Raw genomic sequence first — 17562 nt, forward strand, 5'->3', positions numbered from 1 at the left:
ACTCTCGTGACTATGGGGGGAAGTGCGGTGCTTCAGGTGCTTCAGGTGCTTCAGGAGTGGAACGGCAGCCCGGCGTCGGCCACCAGCTCCAGGTCGTCGGTCTGTTCGGCGGGCAGCAGGGTCGGCGTGCCGTCGGTCACCGGGACCACGCCCAGCTCCAGCAGCTCGGCCATGGCGGCGTTGCTCGCCATGTCCCGCACCTGGAGCTGATAGCGGGCCGTGGTCCGGTAGGTGCCGCCGTTGTCGTCGCCGGTGCGCTGCAGGAAGCCGGAGTCGGTGAGGAAGGCGACCGCCTTGCCCACGATGCCGGTGGTGGAACCGGCGAGTCTGCGCGCGTCCTTGGTGGCGCCGGTGGCGCTGCGTCTGGCCCAGACCCGCCAGGCGGCCTCCAGGCCGGGCGTGTCGGTGGCCGGGTCGGTGTTCTCGCCCTGTTCCTCGGCCCGTTCCTCCAGCCGGCGGCAGGCCTGCCGTACGAAGGCGTCGACGCCGTTGACCGTGACGCGGCCGATGTACCCGTCGTCGGCGAGGTCCTCGGGGCGCGGGAAGGCCAGGGCGGCGACGGCGAGATGGGCCAGCCCGTGCAGGAAGCGGTCCCCGCCGTCGGCGGAGGTCCGGCGGGCGTAGTCGCTCATGCGGACGGCGAACACCGAGTCCTCGGCGGCCGTCACGGCCATCCCCGCGCGCGGGGACACCTCGAGGACGACCAGCCCGAGTCCGGCGGCCACGGCGTCCGCGAGCCGGGCGAACGGCGGGTCCTCGCGGTAGCGGCGCAGCAGTTCCGTGTACTCCTGGTCGCGCGCGGGCTGCAGTCTGGGCTGCAGTCCGAAGGCGACGAGCCGCGCCGCGTCGGCGGCGTCGGCGGGCGTGACGGCGCCGTTCGCCGACGGGGCCGGGGCGGGGGCGTCCGCATCGCTCCACTCGGCGTGCTCGGTCACGGCTGGGGCTCCTTGTCGCGCTGGTGCTCGGTCATGCTGCTTCCGTCCGGTCGGCCGCCATCCCCGCCGCGTCCAGCAGGGCCGTGCCGACTATGAGGTCGGCTCCGCCGAACTCCGGGTCGTCCAGTTCGGTCCCGTCGTCGACGGCGAACAGCAGCTTCTCCTCGCCCTGCCGGTAGGCCGTCCCCACCGGCGGGCTGGCGGCGTGCACGGCCAGCAGCGCCACCAGGTAGGGCAGGTCGGGGTCCTGACGCCGGGCCTGCGCCAGCAGCCCCGACAGCCGGCGCGGCGCGTCGGCCGGCAGGTCCAGCAGTTCCATGGCGGCGGCGAGCTGTTCCTCGCTGAAGCGGCTGTCGTCCGGGGTGGCGACGAGGTCGGGCTCCGGCATCTCGGCGCCGAGGTGCTCGCGCTCCACCGGGGGCGTCAGCAGCAGGTCGACGAGGTCGCCCACCCGCACCGACACCGGCGTGCGCAGTCCGGTCCCGCGCGCGAAGAACGCGTCCGTGACGCGGACGGCCTGCTCCAGCGGCAACGGCAGCACCGGGGCGACCAGTTGGCCGTACAGGTCGATCCCGGACGTCGTCGTGGGTGTGGCGAAGGCCTGCCGGTCCTGCTCGGCGCGGAACAGCGGGCCGGCCTCCAGCAGGCGCGACTGCAGCTGGGTGTGGCGCCGGATGCAGTCCTTGACGATGTCGACGAGTTCGGCGGCGCGCCGCTTGTGCTCGGGGTCCTCGGTCTCGTCCCTGGCCTTGCGGATGTTGGTGAGGATGGCGTTCTCGTGGCGGTAGCGGTCGGCCACGTGGTCCAGGGCCTCGGCGATCATGTCCGGGACGGAGTTGAGCCAGTCCACCGCGCGGACGTTGCGCCGGGTGGCCTCCAGGGCTCTGCGCAGGGTCTCCGAGTACTGCACCGTGCGGTAGCGGGCCTGTTCGGCGGCGAGCTGGGCGTCGGCGAGGCGTCCGCGGCTGATCAGGATCTCGAGCTTGACCTCGGCGGCGATCTGGGCGCTGGTGACGTCGGTGTCCAGGGCGCCGACCAGGACGTTGACCGCCTCGTCCGTGGTGCGCAGGTAGACGGTGCCGCCGGGCCCGGGAACCTCCTCGACCAGCTTGAAGTCGTAGTCGCGGCGGACGTAGCTGCCGTCCGGCGCGAAGGTGCCGTACACGGCCCGGAAGCCGCGGTCGACGCTGCCGACGTTGATCAGGTTCTCCAGCACCCAGCGGGCCACCCGCTCGTGCTCGGCGACCGGGCGCCGCGGGGCCTGCGCGGCGATGCGGGGGACGAGGCGGGCGACGATCTGCTCGTGGTCGGCGCCGGTGTCGAAGTCCATGTTCAGTGTGACCAGGTCGATGGCGGCGAGGGCCACCTCCGCCATGCCGTAGACCGAGTACTCGCCCGCGAGGCTGCCCTTGCGGGCGTCGAGGTCGTGCAGCGGCGCGGTGCAGGCGAGCGCGCGCAGCCGCCGCGCCAGTCCCTCGTCGGCGGCCGGGCCCGGCGCGGGGCGCGGCCCCGCGCTGAGCTGGGGCGGAACGCTGTCCGTCGATGCTGGCGAAGTCACGGTGCACAGACTAGGTCCTCGGTCTGACAACGACCCAAACGGCGCGGATCGCCGCCGGCGGCGGGCCGGGCGACCACCGGTCGTGCGCCGGGTGCGAACCGGTGGAGGTCGATCGCGCCGTTCCCGCGAGTCACCCGCGCTTCCGCGGGAGGGCTTCGCCCCGCCCCTACGGGAGGGCTTCGCCCTCCCCGAACCGCCGCCGGTACACGTCGACCACCCGCTCCAGCGAGTCGGTGAGGTACACCGCGAGCAGTTCCTCGGCCTCGTGCCGGTCGCCCTCCCGCAACGCCTGGAGGATCTTCCGGTTGCGGGCGAGGTAGGGCTCGTGCAGCCGCCTCGGCTCGTCCACGAGGTGGAAGGCGAGGCGCAGTTCGGCGAAGACGCTGCGCATCAACTCGTCGGTGCGGGCGCTGCCGGCGAGGGCGACGAGTTCCCGGTGGAAGTGGATGTTGGCGGTACCCAGACCTTTCCAGTCACCTTCGCGCGCCGCCCGCTCGCCCTCCTGGACGGCCTCGGTGAGCCCGTCCAGGGCGTAGGGGGGCTCGCCCAGGCCGCGGACGACGGCGCACTCGACGAGGCCGCGGGTGCGGTAGATGTCCTCCACGTCCTCGACGGTCAGCACCCGCACGAAGACGCCCCGGTTGAGCTCGTGCACGAGCAGGCGTTCGTGCGTGAGCAGCCGGAACGCCTCCCGCAGCGTGTTGCGGGAGACCCCGAGCGCGCCGCCGATGCTGTCTTCCGACAGCCGGGTCCCGGGCGGGAAGAACCCCTCGGCGATGCGGCTTCTGAGGATGTCCGAGACCCGCTCCGCGGTGCTGGTGCGCCCCAGGAGCGCCCGGTCCTCGGCCAGGGAGGTCAGCTGCTCTGCCATGCCGGAATTCAATCGCAGAGAACAAGAACGAAACAACATGAGTATTGAGGGATCGTTGAACAATCCTCTACGGTGCTCTCTGCGTGGCGCCGTTCCCTCAGTACGGCGCCACCGCTTCCCGCAACGCACGGCACGGCTCAGTTCCGCACCCTTCGTCCTCCCTCTGCGAGGTGCCCATGAGCACGACCCCTCCACCGCAGGCCCTGGCCACCGGGCCACGAACCGCCGAACCCACCCCCGACGACGGCGCGCTGGGCTGGCTGCGCGCGCTCGGCCCGCGCGGCCGCCGCGCCTTCGCCGGCGCTTTCGGCGGCTACGCCCTGGACTCGTACGACTACTTCACGCTGCCGCTGAGCATGGTCGCGCTGGCCGCGTACTTCGGCCTGGACAGCGGTCAGACCGGCCTGTTCACCACCGTCACGCTCGTGGTCTCCGCGGTCGGCGGCGCCCTCGCGGGCGTGGTGGCGGACCGGGTCGGCCGGGTCAGGGCGCTGATGATCACGGTGATCACGTACGCCGTCTTCACCGTCGCCTGCGGTTTCGCGCCGAACTACGAGACACTGCTGGTCTTCCGGGCCCTGCAGGGCCTCGGCTTCGGCGGCGAGTGGGCGGTCGGCGCGATCCTCGTCGCCGAGTACGCGAGCGCCAGGCACCGCGGCCGTACGCTCGGCGCGATCCAGAGTTCGTGGGCGGTCGGCTGGGCGCTGGCCGTGATCGTGTACACGCTGGTCTTCTCGTTCGCCGGCGACGACCTGGCCTGGCGCGTCATGTTCTGGACGGGCGCGCTGCCCGCGCTGCTGGTGATCTGGATGCGGCGCCGGGTGCACGACGCCCCGCAGGCGGTCGCCGTACGCGAACACGGCCCGCGCACGGGCTCGTTCGCGGCGATCTTCAAACCCGGTCTGCTGCGCACCACCGTCTTCGCGGGCCTGCTGTCCACCGGCGTCCAGGGCGGCTACTACACGCTCGCCACCTGGGTGCCGACGTACCTGAAGACCGAGCGCGACCTGTCGGTCGTCGGCACCGGCGGGTATCTGACGTTCCTGATCTCCGGCGCCTTCCTCGGCTACCTGACCGGCGGCCACCTCACCGACCGGCTGGGCCGGCGGCGCAACATCTGGCTCTTCGCGCTGCTGTCGGCCGTCTGCATCCTGGCGTACGCGAACATCCCGAGCGGCGCGAACACCCTGCTGCTGGTGCTCGGCTTCCCGCTCGGGTTCTGCATGTCGGCGATCTTCAGCGGCTTCGGCTCCTACCTGAGCGAGCTGTACCCGACGGCGGTGCGCGGCACGGGGCAGGGCTTCACGTACAACACCGGACGCGCGGTGGGCGCGGTCTTCCCCACCACGGTCGGCTTCCTGGCCGACGGCTGGGGCGTGGGCGGCGCCCTGGTGTTCGGCGCGATCGGCTACGGCATCGCCGCGCTGGCGCTGCTGGGGCTGCCGGAGACGCGCGGGAAGGAGCTCTCGTGAACCGGACCGAGGACCGCCCGCTGACCCTGGTCGACGAGCAAGCACACGCGTGGAGCCCGGAAACCGCCCGGGCCCGCTTCCGCCAGGGACTCACGGGCCCCACCGCCGGGGTCGCCGCCGGCCACACCCAGGCGAACCTGATCTCGGTGCCCGCCGAATGGGCGTACGACATGCTGCTGTTCTGCCAGCGCAACCCCAAGCCCTGCCCGGTGCTCGACGTGACGGACGCCGGCTCGTACACGACCGTCCTGGCGGACGGCGCGGACCTGCGCACCGACCTGCCGCGCTACCGGGTGTGGCAGGACGGGAAGCTGGTGGCGGAGCCCACCGACGTGCGCGCGCACTGGCGCGAGGACCTGGTGTCGTTCCTGATCGGCTGCAGCTTCACCTTCGAGTGGGCGCTGACCGGGGCGGGCGTCCCGATCCGCCACGTCGAGCAGGGCCGCAACGTGCCGATGTACGTGACCGGCCGTCCGTGCCGTCCGGCGGGGCGGCTGCACGGTCCGATGGTGGTCTCCATGCGCCCGGTGCCGCCGGAGCACCTGGCGGCGGCGATCCGGGAGAGCAGCCTGCTGCCGGCGGTGCACGGCAGCCCCGTACACTGCGGCGATCCCGCCGGGCTCGGCATCGAGGACCTCGGCCGGCCCGACTTCGGCGACCCGGTGGACGCCGAGCCGGACGACATACCGGTGTTCTGGGCCTGCGGCGTGACCCCGCAGGCGGCGGTGATGGCCTCGCGTCCGCCGTTCGCCATCACCCACGCGCCGGGACAGATGTTCCTCACCGACGCCCGCGACGAGCATTACCGCGTGGCCTGAGAGTCCGCGCGGCCCGAGAACCGCGTGGCTGAGAGACTGCGCGGCCCGAGAACCGCGCGGCCCGAGAAGGAGACACGAAGGATCCATGACACCCATCGATCTGAACGCCGACCTCGGCGAGGGCTTCGGCCGCTGGCAGCTCACCGACGACGAACAGCTGCTGTCGGTCGTCACCAGCGCCAACGTGGCCTGCGGCTTCCACGCCGGGGACGCGGCCACCATGCGGCGGGTGTGCGAACTGGCGGCCGAGCGCGGCGTCCGGATCGGCGCCCAGGTCTCCTACCGCGACCTCGCCGGGTTCGGGCGGCGCGCCATGGACGTGCCGCCCGGGGAACTCGCGGCGGAGGTGGCGTACCAGATCGGCGCCCTGGAGGTCTTCGCGCGTGCGGCGGGCACGCGCGTGTCCTACGTCAAGCCGCACGGCGCGCTCTACAACCGCGTCGTGCACGACCGGGAGCAGGCGGAGGCCGTCGTGGACGGCGTGCTGCTGGCCGACGCCACGCTGCCGGTGCTCGGCCTGCCCGGCTCGCGTCTGCTGGAGCTGGCCGGGAAGGCCGGGCTGGGAACCGTCCCGGAGGCGTTCGCCGACCGCGCGTACACCGAGGAGGGCACGCTCGTGCCGCGCGGCCGGGACGGCGCCGTCGTCACCGACCCGGAGGCCGTCGTGGAACGCTCGGTGGCGCTGGCCCGCTTCGGGACGGTCACCTCCCACTCGGGCGCCCGCGTCGACGTACGCGCGCGTTCCCTGTGCCTGCACGGGGACACCCCCGGCGCCGTGGAGCTGGCCCGGCGGGTGCGGCAGCGTCTGCAGGAGTCGGGCGTCCGGGTGGAGGCGTTCGCATGAGGGTGCTGCCCGTCGGCGACAGCGCCCTGCTCGTCGAGGTGCCCTCCGACGAGGAGGCCCGGGCGCTGCACGCGGAGCTGTCGCGCCGCCGCGCCGACGGCGCGCTGTGCGCGCGCGAGATCGTCCCCGCGGCCCGCACCGTGCTCCTCGACGGACTCGACGATCCGGAGCGGCTGGCCCGGGAACTCGCCACGTCCGACGTCCCTCCCGCTCCCCCGCACGCGCGTGCCGCGGTCGAGATCCCGGTGCGCTACGACGGCCCCGACCTCGCGGACGTCGCCGAGCACTGGGGCGTCTCGGCGCGGGAGGCGGCCCGGATCCACGCGGAGACCGAGTTCAGCGTCGCCTTCTGCGGGTTCGCGCCCGGCTTCGGCTACCTCACCGGTCTGCCGCGGCGCTACGACGTCCCGCGCCGGGCCACCCCGCGCACCGCCGTCCCGGCCGGTTCGGTGGCGCTGGCGGGCCCGTACACGGGCGTGTACCCGCGCTCGTCGCCGGGCGGCTGGCAGCTGATCGGGCGGACGGACACCGTGCTGTGGGACCACTCGCGCGTGCCGGCCGCGCTGCTGTCGCCGGGCACCCGGGTGCGCTTCGTCCCGGTGGGGTGCCCATGACGGACCGCGCACTCGTCGTCGTCCGGGCCGGCGCGCTGACCACCGTGCAGGACCGGGGGCGCCCCGGACACGCCCACCTCGGGGTGCCCCGCTCCGGTGCGCTGGACGGGCCCGCGGCGGCGCTCGTCAACCGGCTGGTCGGCAACCGGCCCGAGGCGGCCGTCCTGGAGACCACCGTCACCGGCTGCGCGCTGCGGCCGCGTTCGGCGGTCACGGTGGCCGTCGCGGGCGCCCCCTGCCCGGTCACGGTGGACGGCCGGCCGGTGTCCTGGGGCGCGCCCGTGCGGGTGCCCGCCGGCGCGGTCCTGGACGTCGGAACCGTCACGTCGGGCGTACGCGGCTACGTGGCCGTCTCCGGGGGCGTCGCCGTCGAGCCGGTGCTCGGCAGCCGCTCCACGGACCTGCTGTCCGGGCTGGGTCCGGCGCCGCTCACGGACGGCGCCGTGCTGCCCCTGGGGACGCCGGGGAGCCCGCACGCGCGTGTGGACGTCGCCCCGTGTCCGGCGCCGCCCGCCGAGGTCGTCCTGCGCGTGACGCCGGGACCCCGCGACGACTGGTTCACGCCGGAGGCGGTCCGCGCCTTCACCTCCCGCACCTTCCGGGTGTCTCCCGCCAGCAACCGCATCGGACTGCGCACGGAGGGGCCTGCCCTGGAACGTGCCGTGCCCGGCGAGCTGCCCAGCGAGGGCATGGTGCTGGGGGCGGTCCAGGTGCCGCCGGACGGCAGGCCCGTGGTCTTCCTGGCCGACCACCCGACCACCGGGGGCTACCCGGTGATCGGGGTGGTCCGCGCCGGCGATCTCCCGCGGGCGGCCCAGGCGGCGCCGGGCACACCGGTGCGCTTCGTGGCGGTACGGCGGCTCGTGGCGGAACGACGGCGCTGAGGCTCCCCGTACCGCCGCGCCTCCGTCGTACCGCGACGCGTTCCCGGTCACACGGCGTCCCCGGTCACACGGCGTCCGCCCGCTCCGCCGCCGACAGCGCGGAGAGGGCCGCCGACACCGCCGCCGACGCCCGCGCGTCGAGGCGGGCGCCGGTGCCCCGCGCGCGGTGGCGCGTCTCGTCGGCGGCCAGCCGCAGCAGCTGCGGCAGCAGGTCGGTGCACCGCCGGGCCACCCAGCCGGTGCCCGAGGTGGCCAGCCACCGCAGGTTCGCCGCCCGGCTGGGCGCCGGGGATTCCGGCTCGGCCGAGGGCGCGGCCCCCGTCGCCAGGCCGGCCTCGGCGAGCAGTGCGTGAAAGCGCACGGCCAGCGCCCGGTGGCCCCGCTCGCCGGGATGGAGCCGGTCCACGCTCCACATCGCGCGGTCGGTGAGCCAGGCGCCCTCGCACGCGTGCAGGTGCACGGCGCCGTACCGGTCGGACAGGGCGTGGACGACCCGGTTGACCGCGCGCTGCCGCCGGGCCAGCGGACGGGCCAGCGCTCCCGGCAGCCCGAGCATCGCGCCGGGGTCGGGCAGGCAGGCGGTGAGCAGCACCGCGCCCCGGCCGGTGAACGCGGCGTACACCTCGTCGAGCCGGCCGGCCACGGCGCGGATGTCGAAGGTGTGGCGCAGGGTGTCGTTGACGCCGACGACCACCGACACGACGTCCGGCCGCAGGGCCAGGCCCGCCGGCGTCTGCCGCTGGAGCACCTCCCGGGTCAGGGCGCCGCTGACCGCGAGGTTGGTGAACGCCACGCCGTCCTCGGCGAGCCCGTCGGCCAGCAGCGCGGCCCAGCCGCGCCACCCGCCGCCGACGGGATCGCCCACGCCCTCGGTCAGCGAGTCGCCGAGGGCGACGAAACGCAGGGGTGCCATGTCACGCTCCCGGCACGTGCGGACGCGCCGGCACCGTCGCGTCGTGCGCGGCGAGGAACGCGTCGACGGCCCCGTCCCAGCCGAAGCACTCGGCACGCGCGCGTGCGGCCTCGCGCCGCGCCCGCTCCGGGAGGTCCAGCAGCATCTCGACGGCGTCCGCGAAGGCGTCGCCCCGGTCGGCCGCGACGGCTCCCGCGGGCCCGATGACCTCGGGCAGCGCGGAGGAGGCGCTGGCCACCACGGGCGTCCCGCACGCCATGGCCTCCAGCGCGGCGAGCCCGAAGGTCTCGGCGGGCCCGGGTGCCAGACACACGTCGGCGACCGCCTGCAGGGCACCGAGCGCGCCGCGGTCGCCGACGTGCCCGAGGAAGGTGACCGGCAGTCCCCGCTCGCTCGCCCGCAGTTCGAGGCGCGGGCGCAGCGGCCCGTCCCCGGCGACCACCAGCACCGCCTTCCTGCCCCGCCGCAGCAGCGCCTCCAGGGCGTCCAGCGCCGTGCCGGGGCGCTTCTCCACCGACAGCCGGGTGCACGTCACGAGCAGCGTCTCGGCCGCGTGCGCGTACCGGGCCCGCAGCCCCGCGTCCCACAGCGCGGGGTGCCGCTCCACCAGGTCGACGCCCAGCGGGGCCCGTACGACGTTGCGCGCGCCGATCCGCACGAACTCCCGCTCGGCGAACTCCGTCGTGCACACCACGCGCGCGTACGTGTGCGCCGTGCGGACGTTGAGGGCGTCGGCGGCACGCCGGGCGGCGCCCTCCGGCACGCCCCAGGTGCGCAGCACGCCGTCCGCCGTCTCGTGGGACACCATCACGGCGGGCACCCGGGCACGCCTCGCCCACCTGCCGGTCCACCGGAGGGTCGTACGGTCGGACACCTCCAGGCGGTCGGGTGCCAGTTCCTCCAGCAGCCGCGCCACGCGCCGCCTGTCGGTGAGCACGCGATACCCGCCGGTGCCCGGCAGCAGCGGCCCGGGCAGGGTGATCACCCGCCCCTGCTCGGTCTCCCGGTCCTCGGCGCGCTCGCCCGGCACGACGAGCACGGGGTCGTGTCCGGCGGCCCGGAAGCCCTTGCCCAGTTCACGCAGGGCGGTACGCAGCCCGCCGGACGCGGGTGCGACGAAGTTGGCCAGCCGCACGATCCGCAGCGAGGTCATGCCGCCACCGCCGTTCTGCGGGCGGCGAGCACGGCTCGGTAGTGCTCGATCAGCCGGTCGCCGACGGCCGCCCAGGTGCGCCCCTCGACGGTGGCGCGCGCGGCGGCGCCGTAGGCGGCCCGTGTCCCGGGTTCGGCGGCCAGGGCCCGTACGGCGTCCCGTACCGCGTCCGCGTCGCGCGGCGGCACCAGGAGCCCGGTGCTCCCGTGGGCGACCAGGTCGAGGGGCCCGCCGGCCGCGGGCGCGACGACCGGCACACCGCTCGCCATGGCCTCCTGCACGGTCTGGCAGAAGGTCTCGAAGGGACCTGTGTGGACGAAGACGTCCAGCGAGGCGAAGATCCGGGCGAGGTCGTCGCCGGTGCGACGGCCCAGGAAGACGGCGCCCGGCAGGTGCTGCCGCAGGCCGGGCAGGCTCGGTCCGTCTCCGGTCACGACGACGCGGACGCCCGGCAGGCCGCAGACACCGGCCAGCAGTTCGACCTGCTTCTCGGGGGCGAGCCGTCCGACGTAGCCGACGATCAGCTCACCGTTCGGGGCGAGTTCGCGGCGCAGCGCCTCGTCGCGCAGGTAGGGGCGGAAGCGGACGGTGTCCACGCCGCGCGGCCACAGCCGCACCCGGGGCACGCCGTGCGCCTCCAGGTCGTGCAGGGCCGCGCTGGAGGGCGCGAGGGTGAGGTCGGCGGCGGAGTGGACGGAGCGGATGCGCCGCCAGGCCGCTGCCTCGCCGGCGCCCATGTAGGTGCGGGCGTATCCGGCCAGGTCGGTCTGGTAGACCGCCACGGCGGGCACGCCGAACCGGGCCGCGGCGGCCATGCCGCGGACGCCGAGGACGAAGGGGCCGGCCAGGTGGACGACATCGGCGCGGTGCTCGGCGAGGGTGGCGGCGAGGCGCCTGCTGGGAAGGGCGACGCGCACCTGGGGGTAGCCGGGCAGCGGGAGGGAGGGGACGCGGACGACGGGGCACGGCGCGAGGGCGTCGAACATGTTCCCGTCGGACTTGGTTCCGGGGGCGGGGGCGGGGGCGACGACGACAGGGGTGTGACCGCGATCTACGAGGTGCCGGGCGGTCTGGAGCGCGCAGTGTGCCACGCCGTTCACGTCGGGGGGAAAGGATTCGGTCACGATGACGACACGCATACGGGTGTTCTCGCCGGACCGGACGTGCCCGCGTCAACGTGGATCTTTCCGGGCGAGGAACGTCCCATGAGCGTTGCGGGCCGCGCCCGCGCTGGTCAGGCCGTGTCCACGACCGCCTGATCCGCGGGTCACCCGTCGTTCATCCGCGGGCCGCGCCGGCCCCCGGTCCGCGGCCGCGTGGCCGGCTCACCCGCCCCCGCTCACCCGCCCGCGTGCGCCCCCTGGCACACACCCCGGCTCACACGCCGGCTCCGTCGGGCCCGATGCGGCTGCGTACGGCTGTCTGGACCTCGGCCTCCTCGGCCGGGTCGGCGGCCAGCCGGCGGAGTCGTTCGACGACGCGGGCGTCACCGGTCTCGGCGTGCCGGGCGGCGATCTCGCGGGTGGACTCCTCGCAGTCCCACAGGCACTCGACGGCGAAGCCGGCCGGGAAGGAGGGGTCGGTGGCGGCCAGGGCGCGCGCGGCCCGGCCGCGCAGATGGGAGGAGGCGGTCTCGCGGTAGACATGGCGGAGCACGGGGGCGGCGCAGGCGATGCCGAGCCGGCCGGTGCCGTCGACGAGGGTCCACAGCGTGGGCGCGTCGGGTCCCTCACCGCGTACGGCCTCGCGCAGCGCCCCGAGGACGAGGTCCTTGTCCCGGGTCCCGCCCCGGCAGGCGAGCACCCGGCCGGCGGCGGCGCCCAGCGGGTCGGGCCGGTGGGCCCAGCCGCGTGCCCGGTCGACGGCGGCGACACTCCGCATCCGCTCGAAGGCGTCCACGGCGGCCTCCGCGACGGTCGCGGAGCCGGTGACCACCGCGCCCTCGATCAGGTCCAGGGCGGCCGGATCGTTGCGGTCGGCGAGGTAGCGCAGGGCGGCGCAGCGGGCTCCGTCGGCGCCGCCTGCGGCGGCACGGAGGATCTCGGGCCGGTCCTCCGGACCCGCCACGGCCAGGAGGCAGCGGGCGGCCGGGACGTGCAGCGCGGCGCCGCGTTCGGTGCCCTGCTGGGCCCAGTCGAGGACGGCCTGCACGCTCCAGCCGGGGCGTGGTCCGGTCGGTCGCAGCTGCCGCTGCCAGCGGTCGAAACAGCCGGCCTCCTGGGCGGCACGCACGCGCGTGGCGATGGATTCGCGGGGATCCTCGGCCCACAGCCGCCATGGCCGGGGCTCGAAGGCGTCGCGCACGGCGGCGGCCAGCTCGGCCTCGCCCTCCGGATCGGTGGCGAAGCGCGCCAGCACGGGCGCCGCGAGGGCCCGCAGGCCCGCGTCGTCGTCGCGCAGCGCCAGCTCGTCCAGGGCCCAGGCCCAGTTCGCGCCGGAGGCCGCGTATCGGCGCAGCAGCAGGAGGGCGTCCCGCCTGCCGTAGGAGGCGAGGTGACCGAGCACGGCCAGCGCGAGGCCGGTGCGGGACTCGTCGGCGTCGAAGACGTCCTCGGTGTCGAAGAGGTGTGCCTCGATCTCGTCCAACTCGCCGTTGAGGTCGAGGAAGAGACGGGCGTAGTAGAGGGAGCGGTTCTCCACCTGCCAGTCGTGGCGGGGGTCGCGCAGCACACAGTGGTTCAGGGCCGCCAGCGCTTCCGCGCGGGGGGCGGTGAGTGCGTGCAGCGTCCCGTCGCCGCGGCCCCGCTGGAGCAGGCCGAGCAGGGTGCCGCTGGGCGCTATGACCGGATCGAACATGGGAAACAGCCTCACATCAAGCGTCGACGCAACCGGGGACCTGCACTACCTGGCCGCGTGACAACACGTCGGGGCGCCCGCCGTTTCCTGCTTGCTGTAGACCATCTTCCTCTGCCTCTCGTCGGTGGCCCGTGCGGACCGCATCACGGTCCGCGCGGTGCGGCAACACCTGCCCAGCCCTCGCGTCCGTGAATCACTTCGTCATGATGACCCGGCGGTCCGACCTGCCGCGACCGAAATTTCCGCGACCCTGCACCGCCTCCCCCGTTTCCCGTGTCTTCGCTGGTCAGAGCGTGCGACAGACCGTGCCGGTCAGTGCGCGCCGAACAACTCGAGCAGTTCCCGCTTGCCGAACATCCGGGCCGTGTCGACGGCCGACGGGGTACCGGCGGCGGGGTCGGCGCCGCCTTCCAGCAGGACCTCGATCACTTCCGTCTCGCCCTTGAAGACCGCCCCGGCGAGCGGGGTCTGGCCCCGGTCGTTGACCCGGTCGGCCTGGGCTCCCCGGGCGAGCAGCGCGCGCACCGCCTCCGCGTGCCCGTGATAGGCGGCGAGCATGACGAGCGAGTCGCCGCGGTCGTTGGTGAGGTCGGCCGGAACACCCGCGTCGACGTACGCCACCAGCGCCTCGGTCTGCCCGCGCCGGGCCAGATCGAAGATCTTGGTCGCCAGCTCCACGACCTCGGGGTCGGGGGCTTCAGTCATCACGCCTCTCCTCACAACCGTTCAGGTGAACCGCCAGGGTACTGGCTCGTACCGCCCCGGGTCCGACACGCCGGGGTGAGGTCATCGCGGCCCCGGCGCGGCGCGTACCCGGCCCGTCCGGTGCACGGCAGCTCGGCCAACCGGGGGAAATCACGCGAATTTCACCCATTTGCACCTTTTATCGTATGGATACATGCTGTGATCCTGGAAGTACTCATGGTGACTGTCCCCACGAACCAGGAGACCCCAAATGATCCTGTCCATCTCAGGCGTGGTCCTGCTCGGCGTCATCGTCTTCCTCTTCTTCCGCAAGGACGGGCTCAAGGGCTCGCATGCCATGGTCTCGGTCCTGTTCGGCTTCTACCTGTCGAGCACGGCCATCGCCCCGAGCATCAAGGCCGGCGGCGAGAGCCTGGCGAGCCTGCTCGGCGGCATCAAGTTCTGACGCCGTCCTCCCGCCCGTACGCACCCACAGGAGACAGCAGTGGCCCGGCGCCCTCTCCCCCGCATCCTGAGCACAGGCAGCGCGCACCTCGCCCGGAGCCGGGAGCTGGCCCGGACGGCGGCCGACAGCGCCACCGACGTCCTCCACCCGCTGCTGACGATCATGCGCGGACTGCGCCGGCTGGCCTCGGCCGGGCGGCGCAAATGGGCCGGCACCCCCAAGGACAGACGCGGACCGCTCATGTTCCTGGTGGCGTCGGTGGTCCTGGTCGTGGCGCTCATGCCGTACGGCCCGCTGCTCGCCGCCGTCAGCCTGATGGCGGCGGCGGCCTGGCACGGCCGCGACCGCGCCCCGGCGGCCCCGGAGGGACCCGACGAGCCGCAGACCCAACGGCTGCGGTCCCTCTACGAGGCCCTGGTCCCCTGTTTCTCGGTCGCCGAGGATCCCGCGCCTCTGTACGCGCACGGCGGCGAGTGGGACCAGGCGTTCCCCGAGTACGAGTTCGACGCGTCGGGACGGATCACGTACCTCGTGGTCCGGTATCCGGCCTACTTCCCTGACGGGGAGGCCGAATCCCGCGCCCGGATCGAGCACCTGCTGCACGCCAAGTCGGGCCGCAGCCGCGAGTACCGCTTCACCTGGGACGAGGAGGCGAACCAGCTCACGGTCAGCGCGCTGCACCCGCTGCCCACCGGTATCGCCGCCCAGCGTTTCGTGACGGCGCCCGGCGAGACGGTGCTCGGCTTCACCGATCCTTCCGAGGTCCAGCGCACCCTCCCCCTCGCCTACGGTGACGAACAGCGCGACATGCCGCCGGTCGTCTGGCGCACCGGCATCCGCTCCACCGAGCCGCATCTGCTGGTCATGGGCCAGCCGGGCAGCGGCACCTCCACCCTCCTGCGCTCGCTCGCGCTGCAGGCGCTCCAGCACGGCGACGTCCTGATCGTCGACGGCGGCGCCACCGGCGAGTACGCGTGCCTGACCGGCCGGGACGGCGTCCTGGCGGTCGAGTGCGCACTGCCCGGGGCCGTGGCCAGCCTGGAGTGGGCCGCCGCCGAGACGGAGCGCCGGCTGGTCGAGGCCAACCGGGCCCGCCAGGCCGGCCACCCGCCGCCGGACGACACCAGGCGGCCGCTGTGGATCGTCGTGGACCGCCCGAGCGCCTTCGCCCATCTGGCCGCCGCGGACGGCCGCAAGGATCCGCAGACGCTGCTGCAGGTTCCGCTCCGGCACGGGCGCGCGGCGAACGTGACGGTGGTGGTGGCCGAACAGTTCGACGCCGCGGACGCCCTGAGCGACGCGGTGTGCCGGCACACCCGCGCGCGGGTCGTGCTGGGCACCGCCACGGCCGAGCAACTGCGGACGGTCCTCGGCGCCCCGCCGCACACCACCCCGATCGCGCAGATCCCGCCGGGCCGCGGCTACGCCCGCCTGGGCACGGGCCCGGTCCACCGTCTCCAGGTGCCGGCGACGCCGGACCCGTACGACGACGCGACGAGCGACGCGGACCGGCAGGCCGTACTGGCGCTGCTGCCGCCGCGGACCACGCCGGCCGACGGGGAGGCCGTGCCGTCACTGGAGAAGAGGGAGACACCCGGCAAGGCGAAGAGAGAGGAGGGAGAGGAGTCGGCGGAGGCGCAGGAGACGACGCCGGCGAAGAGGACGGAGGCGGCAGCCGCGGTCGACCGGGTGCCCGTGGACGCGGCACCCGTACCGGTGCACGCGGAGGCCGGGGCGGCCGAGAGGTCGTAGTCCCCCGGACCCGGGCGGACCGGCCGGACCGGAAGGGCCGACAGACGGGAACGGCCGAACCGGAAGGGCCGACAGACGGGAACGGCCGGACCGGGCCGGGGGTGTCCGACCGGGAAGGTCCGACCGCCCAGACGCAACCGACGGCCGGGGTCCGGCCCGAGAGGCCGCTCGCCGCGACCGACGTGTTCCGCCGTCCGTGTGGCCCCGCCCCCGGCGCGCCTCACGGCCCCCGTGACCCCCGCGGTCGTCGCCGCTACGCCACGAACGTGCGCGGCGCCTCCCCCGCCCCCGACGCGCCCGTCTCCACCGCGCGCGCCGCCGCGGCCAGCCGCACCGCGGCCTCCTCGGCCACCGCGCCGCCCACCGTGAACGGCAGCCGCACATATCCCTCGAAGGCGCCGTCCACCCCGAACCGCGGCCCCGACGGCACCCGCACGCCGACCCGCTCCCCCATCTCCGCGAGCCGCGATCCCGACAGCCCCCCGGTCCGCACCCACAGCGTGAGCCCGCCCCCGGGCACCTCGAACTCCCAGTCCGGCAGCTCGCGCCGCACCGCGGCGACCAGGGCGTCCCGGTTGTCGCGGGCCTGGGCGCGCCGCATCTGCACGGCCTGTTCCCAGCCACCGGTGCCGAACAGCCAGTTCACGGCCAACTGCTCCAGCACCGGCGTACCGAGATCCGCGTACGCCCGCGCGGCGACCAGGCTGCGGATCACGTCCGGCGCCGCCCGCACCCATCCGATGCGCATCCCCGCCCAGAATGCCTTGCTGGCCGAGCCGACCGTGATCACCGTGGAGCCGGCCGGGTCGAAGGCGCACACCGGACGGGGCATCGAGACGTCCTCGTCCAGCCACAGCTCGCTCATCGTCTCGTCGGCGATGAGCACCGTCCCCGCCGACCGGGAGGCCTCGACGAGCCGCCGCCGCTGGTCCTCGTCGGCGAGGGCGCCGGTCGGGTTGTGGAAGTCGGCGACCACGTACGCGATCCGGGGCGCCGCGTCGCGCAGCACCTGCCGCCAGCGGTCCATGTCCCAGCCGGCCAGCCCCTCGGCCATCGCGACCGGGACGAGCCGCGCGCCCGCCTCCCGCATCAGCTGCAGGATGTTGGCGTACGACGGCGACTCGACCGCGATGCGCTCGCCGCGGCCCGCGAACAGGTGGCAGATCGCGTCCATCGCGCCCATGGCGCCCGTGGTCACCATGATCTGCTCGGGCATGGTGGGGATACCGCGGGCGGTGTAGCGCTCGGCGATCATCGAGCGCAGCGCGGGCAGCCCGGCCGGATAGTCGCCGTGCGTGTGGGCGTACGGCGGCAGTTCCTCCAGGGCGCCCTGCACGGCGCGGGTCAGCCACGGTTCCGGGGCGGGCAGCGCGGCGCAGCCCAGATCGATCATCGAGCCGAGGGCCTCGGGCGGCAGGGGTTCCAGACCGCGTGCCGGGAAGGGGTTGCCCGCGGGTACGGCCGTCCAGCTTCCGGCGCCGCGCCGGGACTCCAGGAACCCCTCGGTGCGCAGCGCCTCGTAGGCGGCCGCCACCGTCGTACGGCTCACCGACAGCGCCAGCGCCAGCTCGCGCTCGGCGGGCAGCCGGGCGGCCACCGGCACCCGTCCCTCCAGGACCAGCAGCCGGATGCCGTCGGCCAGCGCCCGGTAGGCGGGCGGGCGTCGCGAACCGGGGCCCGCCGGGCGTTCCTGCTGGGAGTTGAGCAGCCGGGCGAGCTGCGCCACGCCCATCGCCGAAGTCCACTGCGCCACAGAAATCAGTCCACCTTCCCCGGATTGGCCATGGATGGCGTTTCTCCCC

Annotated in this window: 15 protein-coding genes and 1 pseudogene; 7 read left to right on the plus strand and 9 right to left on the minus strand. The window is 74.7% G+C overall.

What is annotated here, in order from left to right; all coding sequences use genetic code 11:
* Positions 1-50: 50 nt before the first annotated feature.
* The 3 genes from VKA29_RS26740 to VKA29_RS26750 all read right to left on the minus strand — a co-directional run bounded on the left by VKA29_RS26740 (position 51) and on the right by VKA29_RS26750 (position 3364).
* Positions 51-935: a hypothetical protein gene (locus tag VKA29_RS26740; RefSeq protein WP_324788550.1), complete on the minus strand. Its 885-nt coding sequence runs from the start codon at positions 933-935 to the stop codon at positions 51-53.
* Between the two features lie 31 nt (positions 936-966).
* Positions 967-2493: a hypothetical protein gene (locus VKA29_RS26745; RefSeq protein ID WP_324788551.1), complete on the minus strand. Its 1527-nt coding sequence runs from the start codon at positions 2491-2493 to the stop codon at positions 967-969.
* A gap of 166 nt (positions 2494-2659) precedes the next feature.
* On the minus strand, positions 2660-3364 hold the full coding sequence (locus tag VKA29_RS26750; protein WP_324788552.1) for a GntR family transcriptional regulator: 705 nt from the start codon (positions 3362-3364) through the stop codon (positions 2660-2662).
* 176 nt (positions 3365-3540) lie between these two features.
* On the opposite strand from VKA29_RS26750, the gene VKA29_RS26755 reads away from it, so the two are divergent.
* The 5 genes from VKA29_RS26755 to VKA29_RS26775 all read left to right on the plus strand — a co-directional run bounded on the left by VKA29_RS26755 (position 3541) and on the right by VKA29_RS26775 (position 7996).
* On the plus strand, positions 3541-4836 hold the full coding sequence (locus VKA29_RS26755) for an MFS transporter (RefSeq protein WP_324788553.1): 1296 nt from the start codon (positions 3541-3543) through the stop codon (positions 4834-4836).
* On the plus strand, positions 4833-5654 hold the full coding sequence (locus VKA29_RS26760) for a putative hydro-lyase (protein WP_324788554.1): 822 nt from the start codon (positions 4833-4835) through the stop codon (positions 5652-5654). Before VKA29_RS26755 ends, VKA29_RS26760 begins: the two co-directional genes overlap by 4 nt.
* Before the next feature lie 85 nt (positions 5655-5739).
* A complete protein-coding gene (locus VKA29_RS26765; protein WP_324788555.1) occupies positions 5740-6498 on the plus strand; it encodes a 5-oxoprolinase subunit PxpA in 759 nt (252 codons plus the stop codon).
* Positions 6495-7112 (plus strand): 5-oxoprolinase subunit PxpB, encoded by a 618-nt coding sequence (gene pxpB / locus VKA29_RS26770; protein WP_324788556.1) that lies wholly within the window; start codon positions 6495-6497, stop codon positions 7110-7112. The genes VKA29_RS26765 and pxpB overlap by 4 nt, the downstream gene beginning before the upstream one ends.
* Complete coding sequence (locus VKA29_RS26775; protein ID WP_324788557.1) at positions 7109-7996, plus strand: biotin-dependent carboxyltransferase family protein; 888 nt, start codon at positions 7109-7111, stop codon at positions 7994-7996. Before pxpB ends, VKA29_RS26775 begins: the two co-directional genes overlap by 4 nt.
* Before the next feature lie 64 nt (positions 7997-8060).
* Here the strand turns inward: VKA29_RS26775 and VKA29_RS26780 are convergent, their stop codons facing one another.
* The 5 genes from VKA29_RS26780 to VKA29_RS26800 all read right to left on the minus strand — a co-directional run bounded on the left by VKA29_RS26780 (position 8061) and on the right by VKA29_RS26800 (position 13563).
* A complete protein-coding gene (locus VKA29_RS26780) occupies positions 8061-8909 on the minus strand; it encodes an SGNH/GDSL hydrolase family protein (RefSeq protein ID WP_324788558.1) in 849 nt (282 codons plus the stop codon).
* A 1-nt stretch (position 8910) separates the two neighbouring features.
* Positions 8911-10062 carry a glycosyltransferase gene (locus tag VKA29_RS26785; protein ID WP_324788559.1) on the minus strand — a complete coding sequence of 384 codons (1152 nt, stop codon included), beginning with the start codon at positions 10060-10062 and terminating at the stop codon, positions 8911-8913.
* Complete coding sequence (locus VKA29_RS26790) at positions 10059-11201, minus strand: glycosyltransferase family 1 protein (RefSeq protein ID WP_324788560.1); 1143 nt, start codon at positions 11199-11201, stop codon at positions 10059-10061. Before VKA29_RS26790 ends, VKA29_RS26785 begins: the two co-directional genes overlap by 4 nt.
* Before the next feature lie 238 nt (positions 11202-11439).
* Positions 11440-12858: a HEAT repeat domain-containing protein gene (locus VKA29_RS26795; RefSeq protein ID WP_324788561.1), complete on the minus strand. Its 1419-nt coding sequence runs from the start codon at positions 12856-12858 to the stop codon at positions 11440-11442.
* 312 nt (positions 12859-13170) lie between these two features.
* Positions 13171-13563 carry an ankyrin repeat domain-containing protein gene (locus VKA29_RS26800; protein WP_324788562.1) on the minus strand — a complete coding sequence of 131 codons (393 nt, stop codon included), beginning with the start codon at positions 13561-13563 and terminating at the stop codon, positions 13171-13173.
* A 250-nt stretch (positions 13564-13813) separates the two neighbouring features.
* Between VKA29_RS26800 and VKA29_RS26805 the strand changes: the two genes are divergently transcribed.
* The gene (locus VKA29_RS26805) at positions 13814-14008 is read left to right on the plus strand and encodes a hypothetical protein (RefSeq protein ID WP_324788563.1); all 195 of its coding nucleotides are present in this window, start codon (positions 13814-13816) and stop codon (positions 14006-14008) included.
* Positions 14009-14047: 39 nt separating this feature from the next.
* Positions 14048-15760: pseudogene (locus tag VKA29_RS26810) on the plus strand (hypothetical protein); the annotation flags it as partial.
* 253 nt (positions 15761-16013) lie between these two features.
* On the opposite strand, the gene VKA29_RS26815 reads toward VKA29_RS26810, so the two are convergent.
* Entirely contained in the window at positions 16014-17513 is a 1500-nt protein-coding gene (locus tag VKA29_RS26815) for a PLP-dependent aminotransferase family protein (RefSeq protein WP_324788564.1), read from the minus strand.
* Positions 17514-17562 lie beyond the last annotated feature (49 nt).

The organism is Streptomyces sp. H51, from assembly GCF_035656535.1.
In the GTDB taxonomy this organism is placed as follows: Bacteria; Actinomycetota; Actinomycetes; order Streptomycetales; family Streptomycetaceae; genus Streptomyces.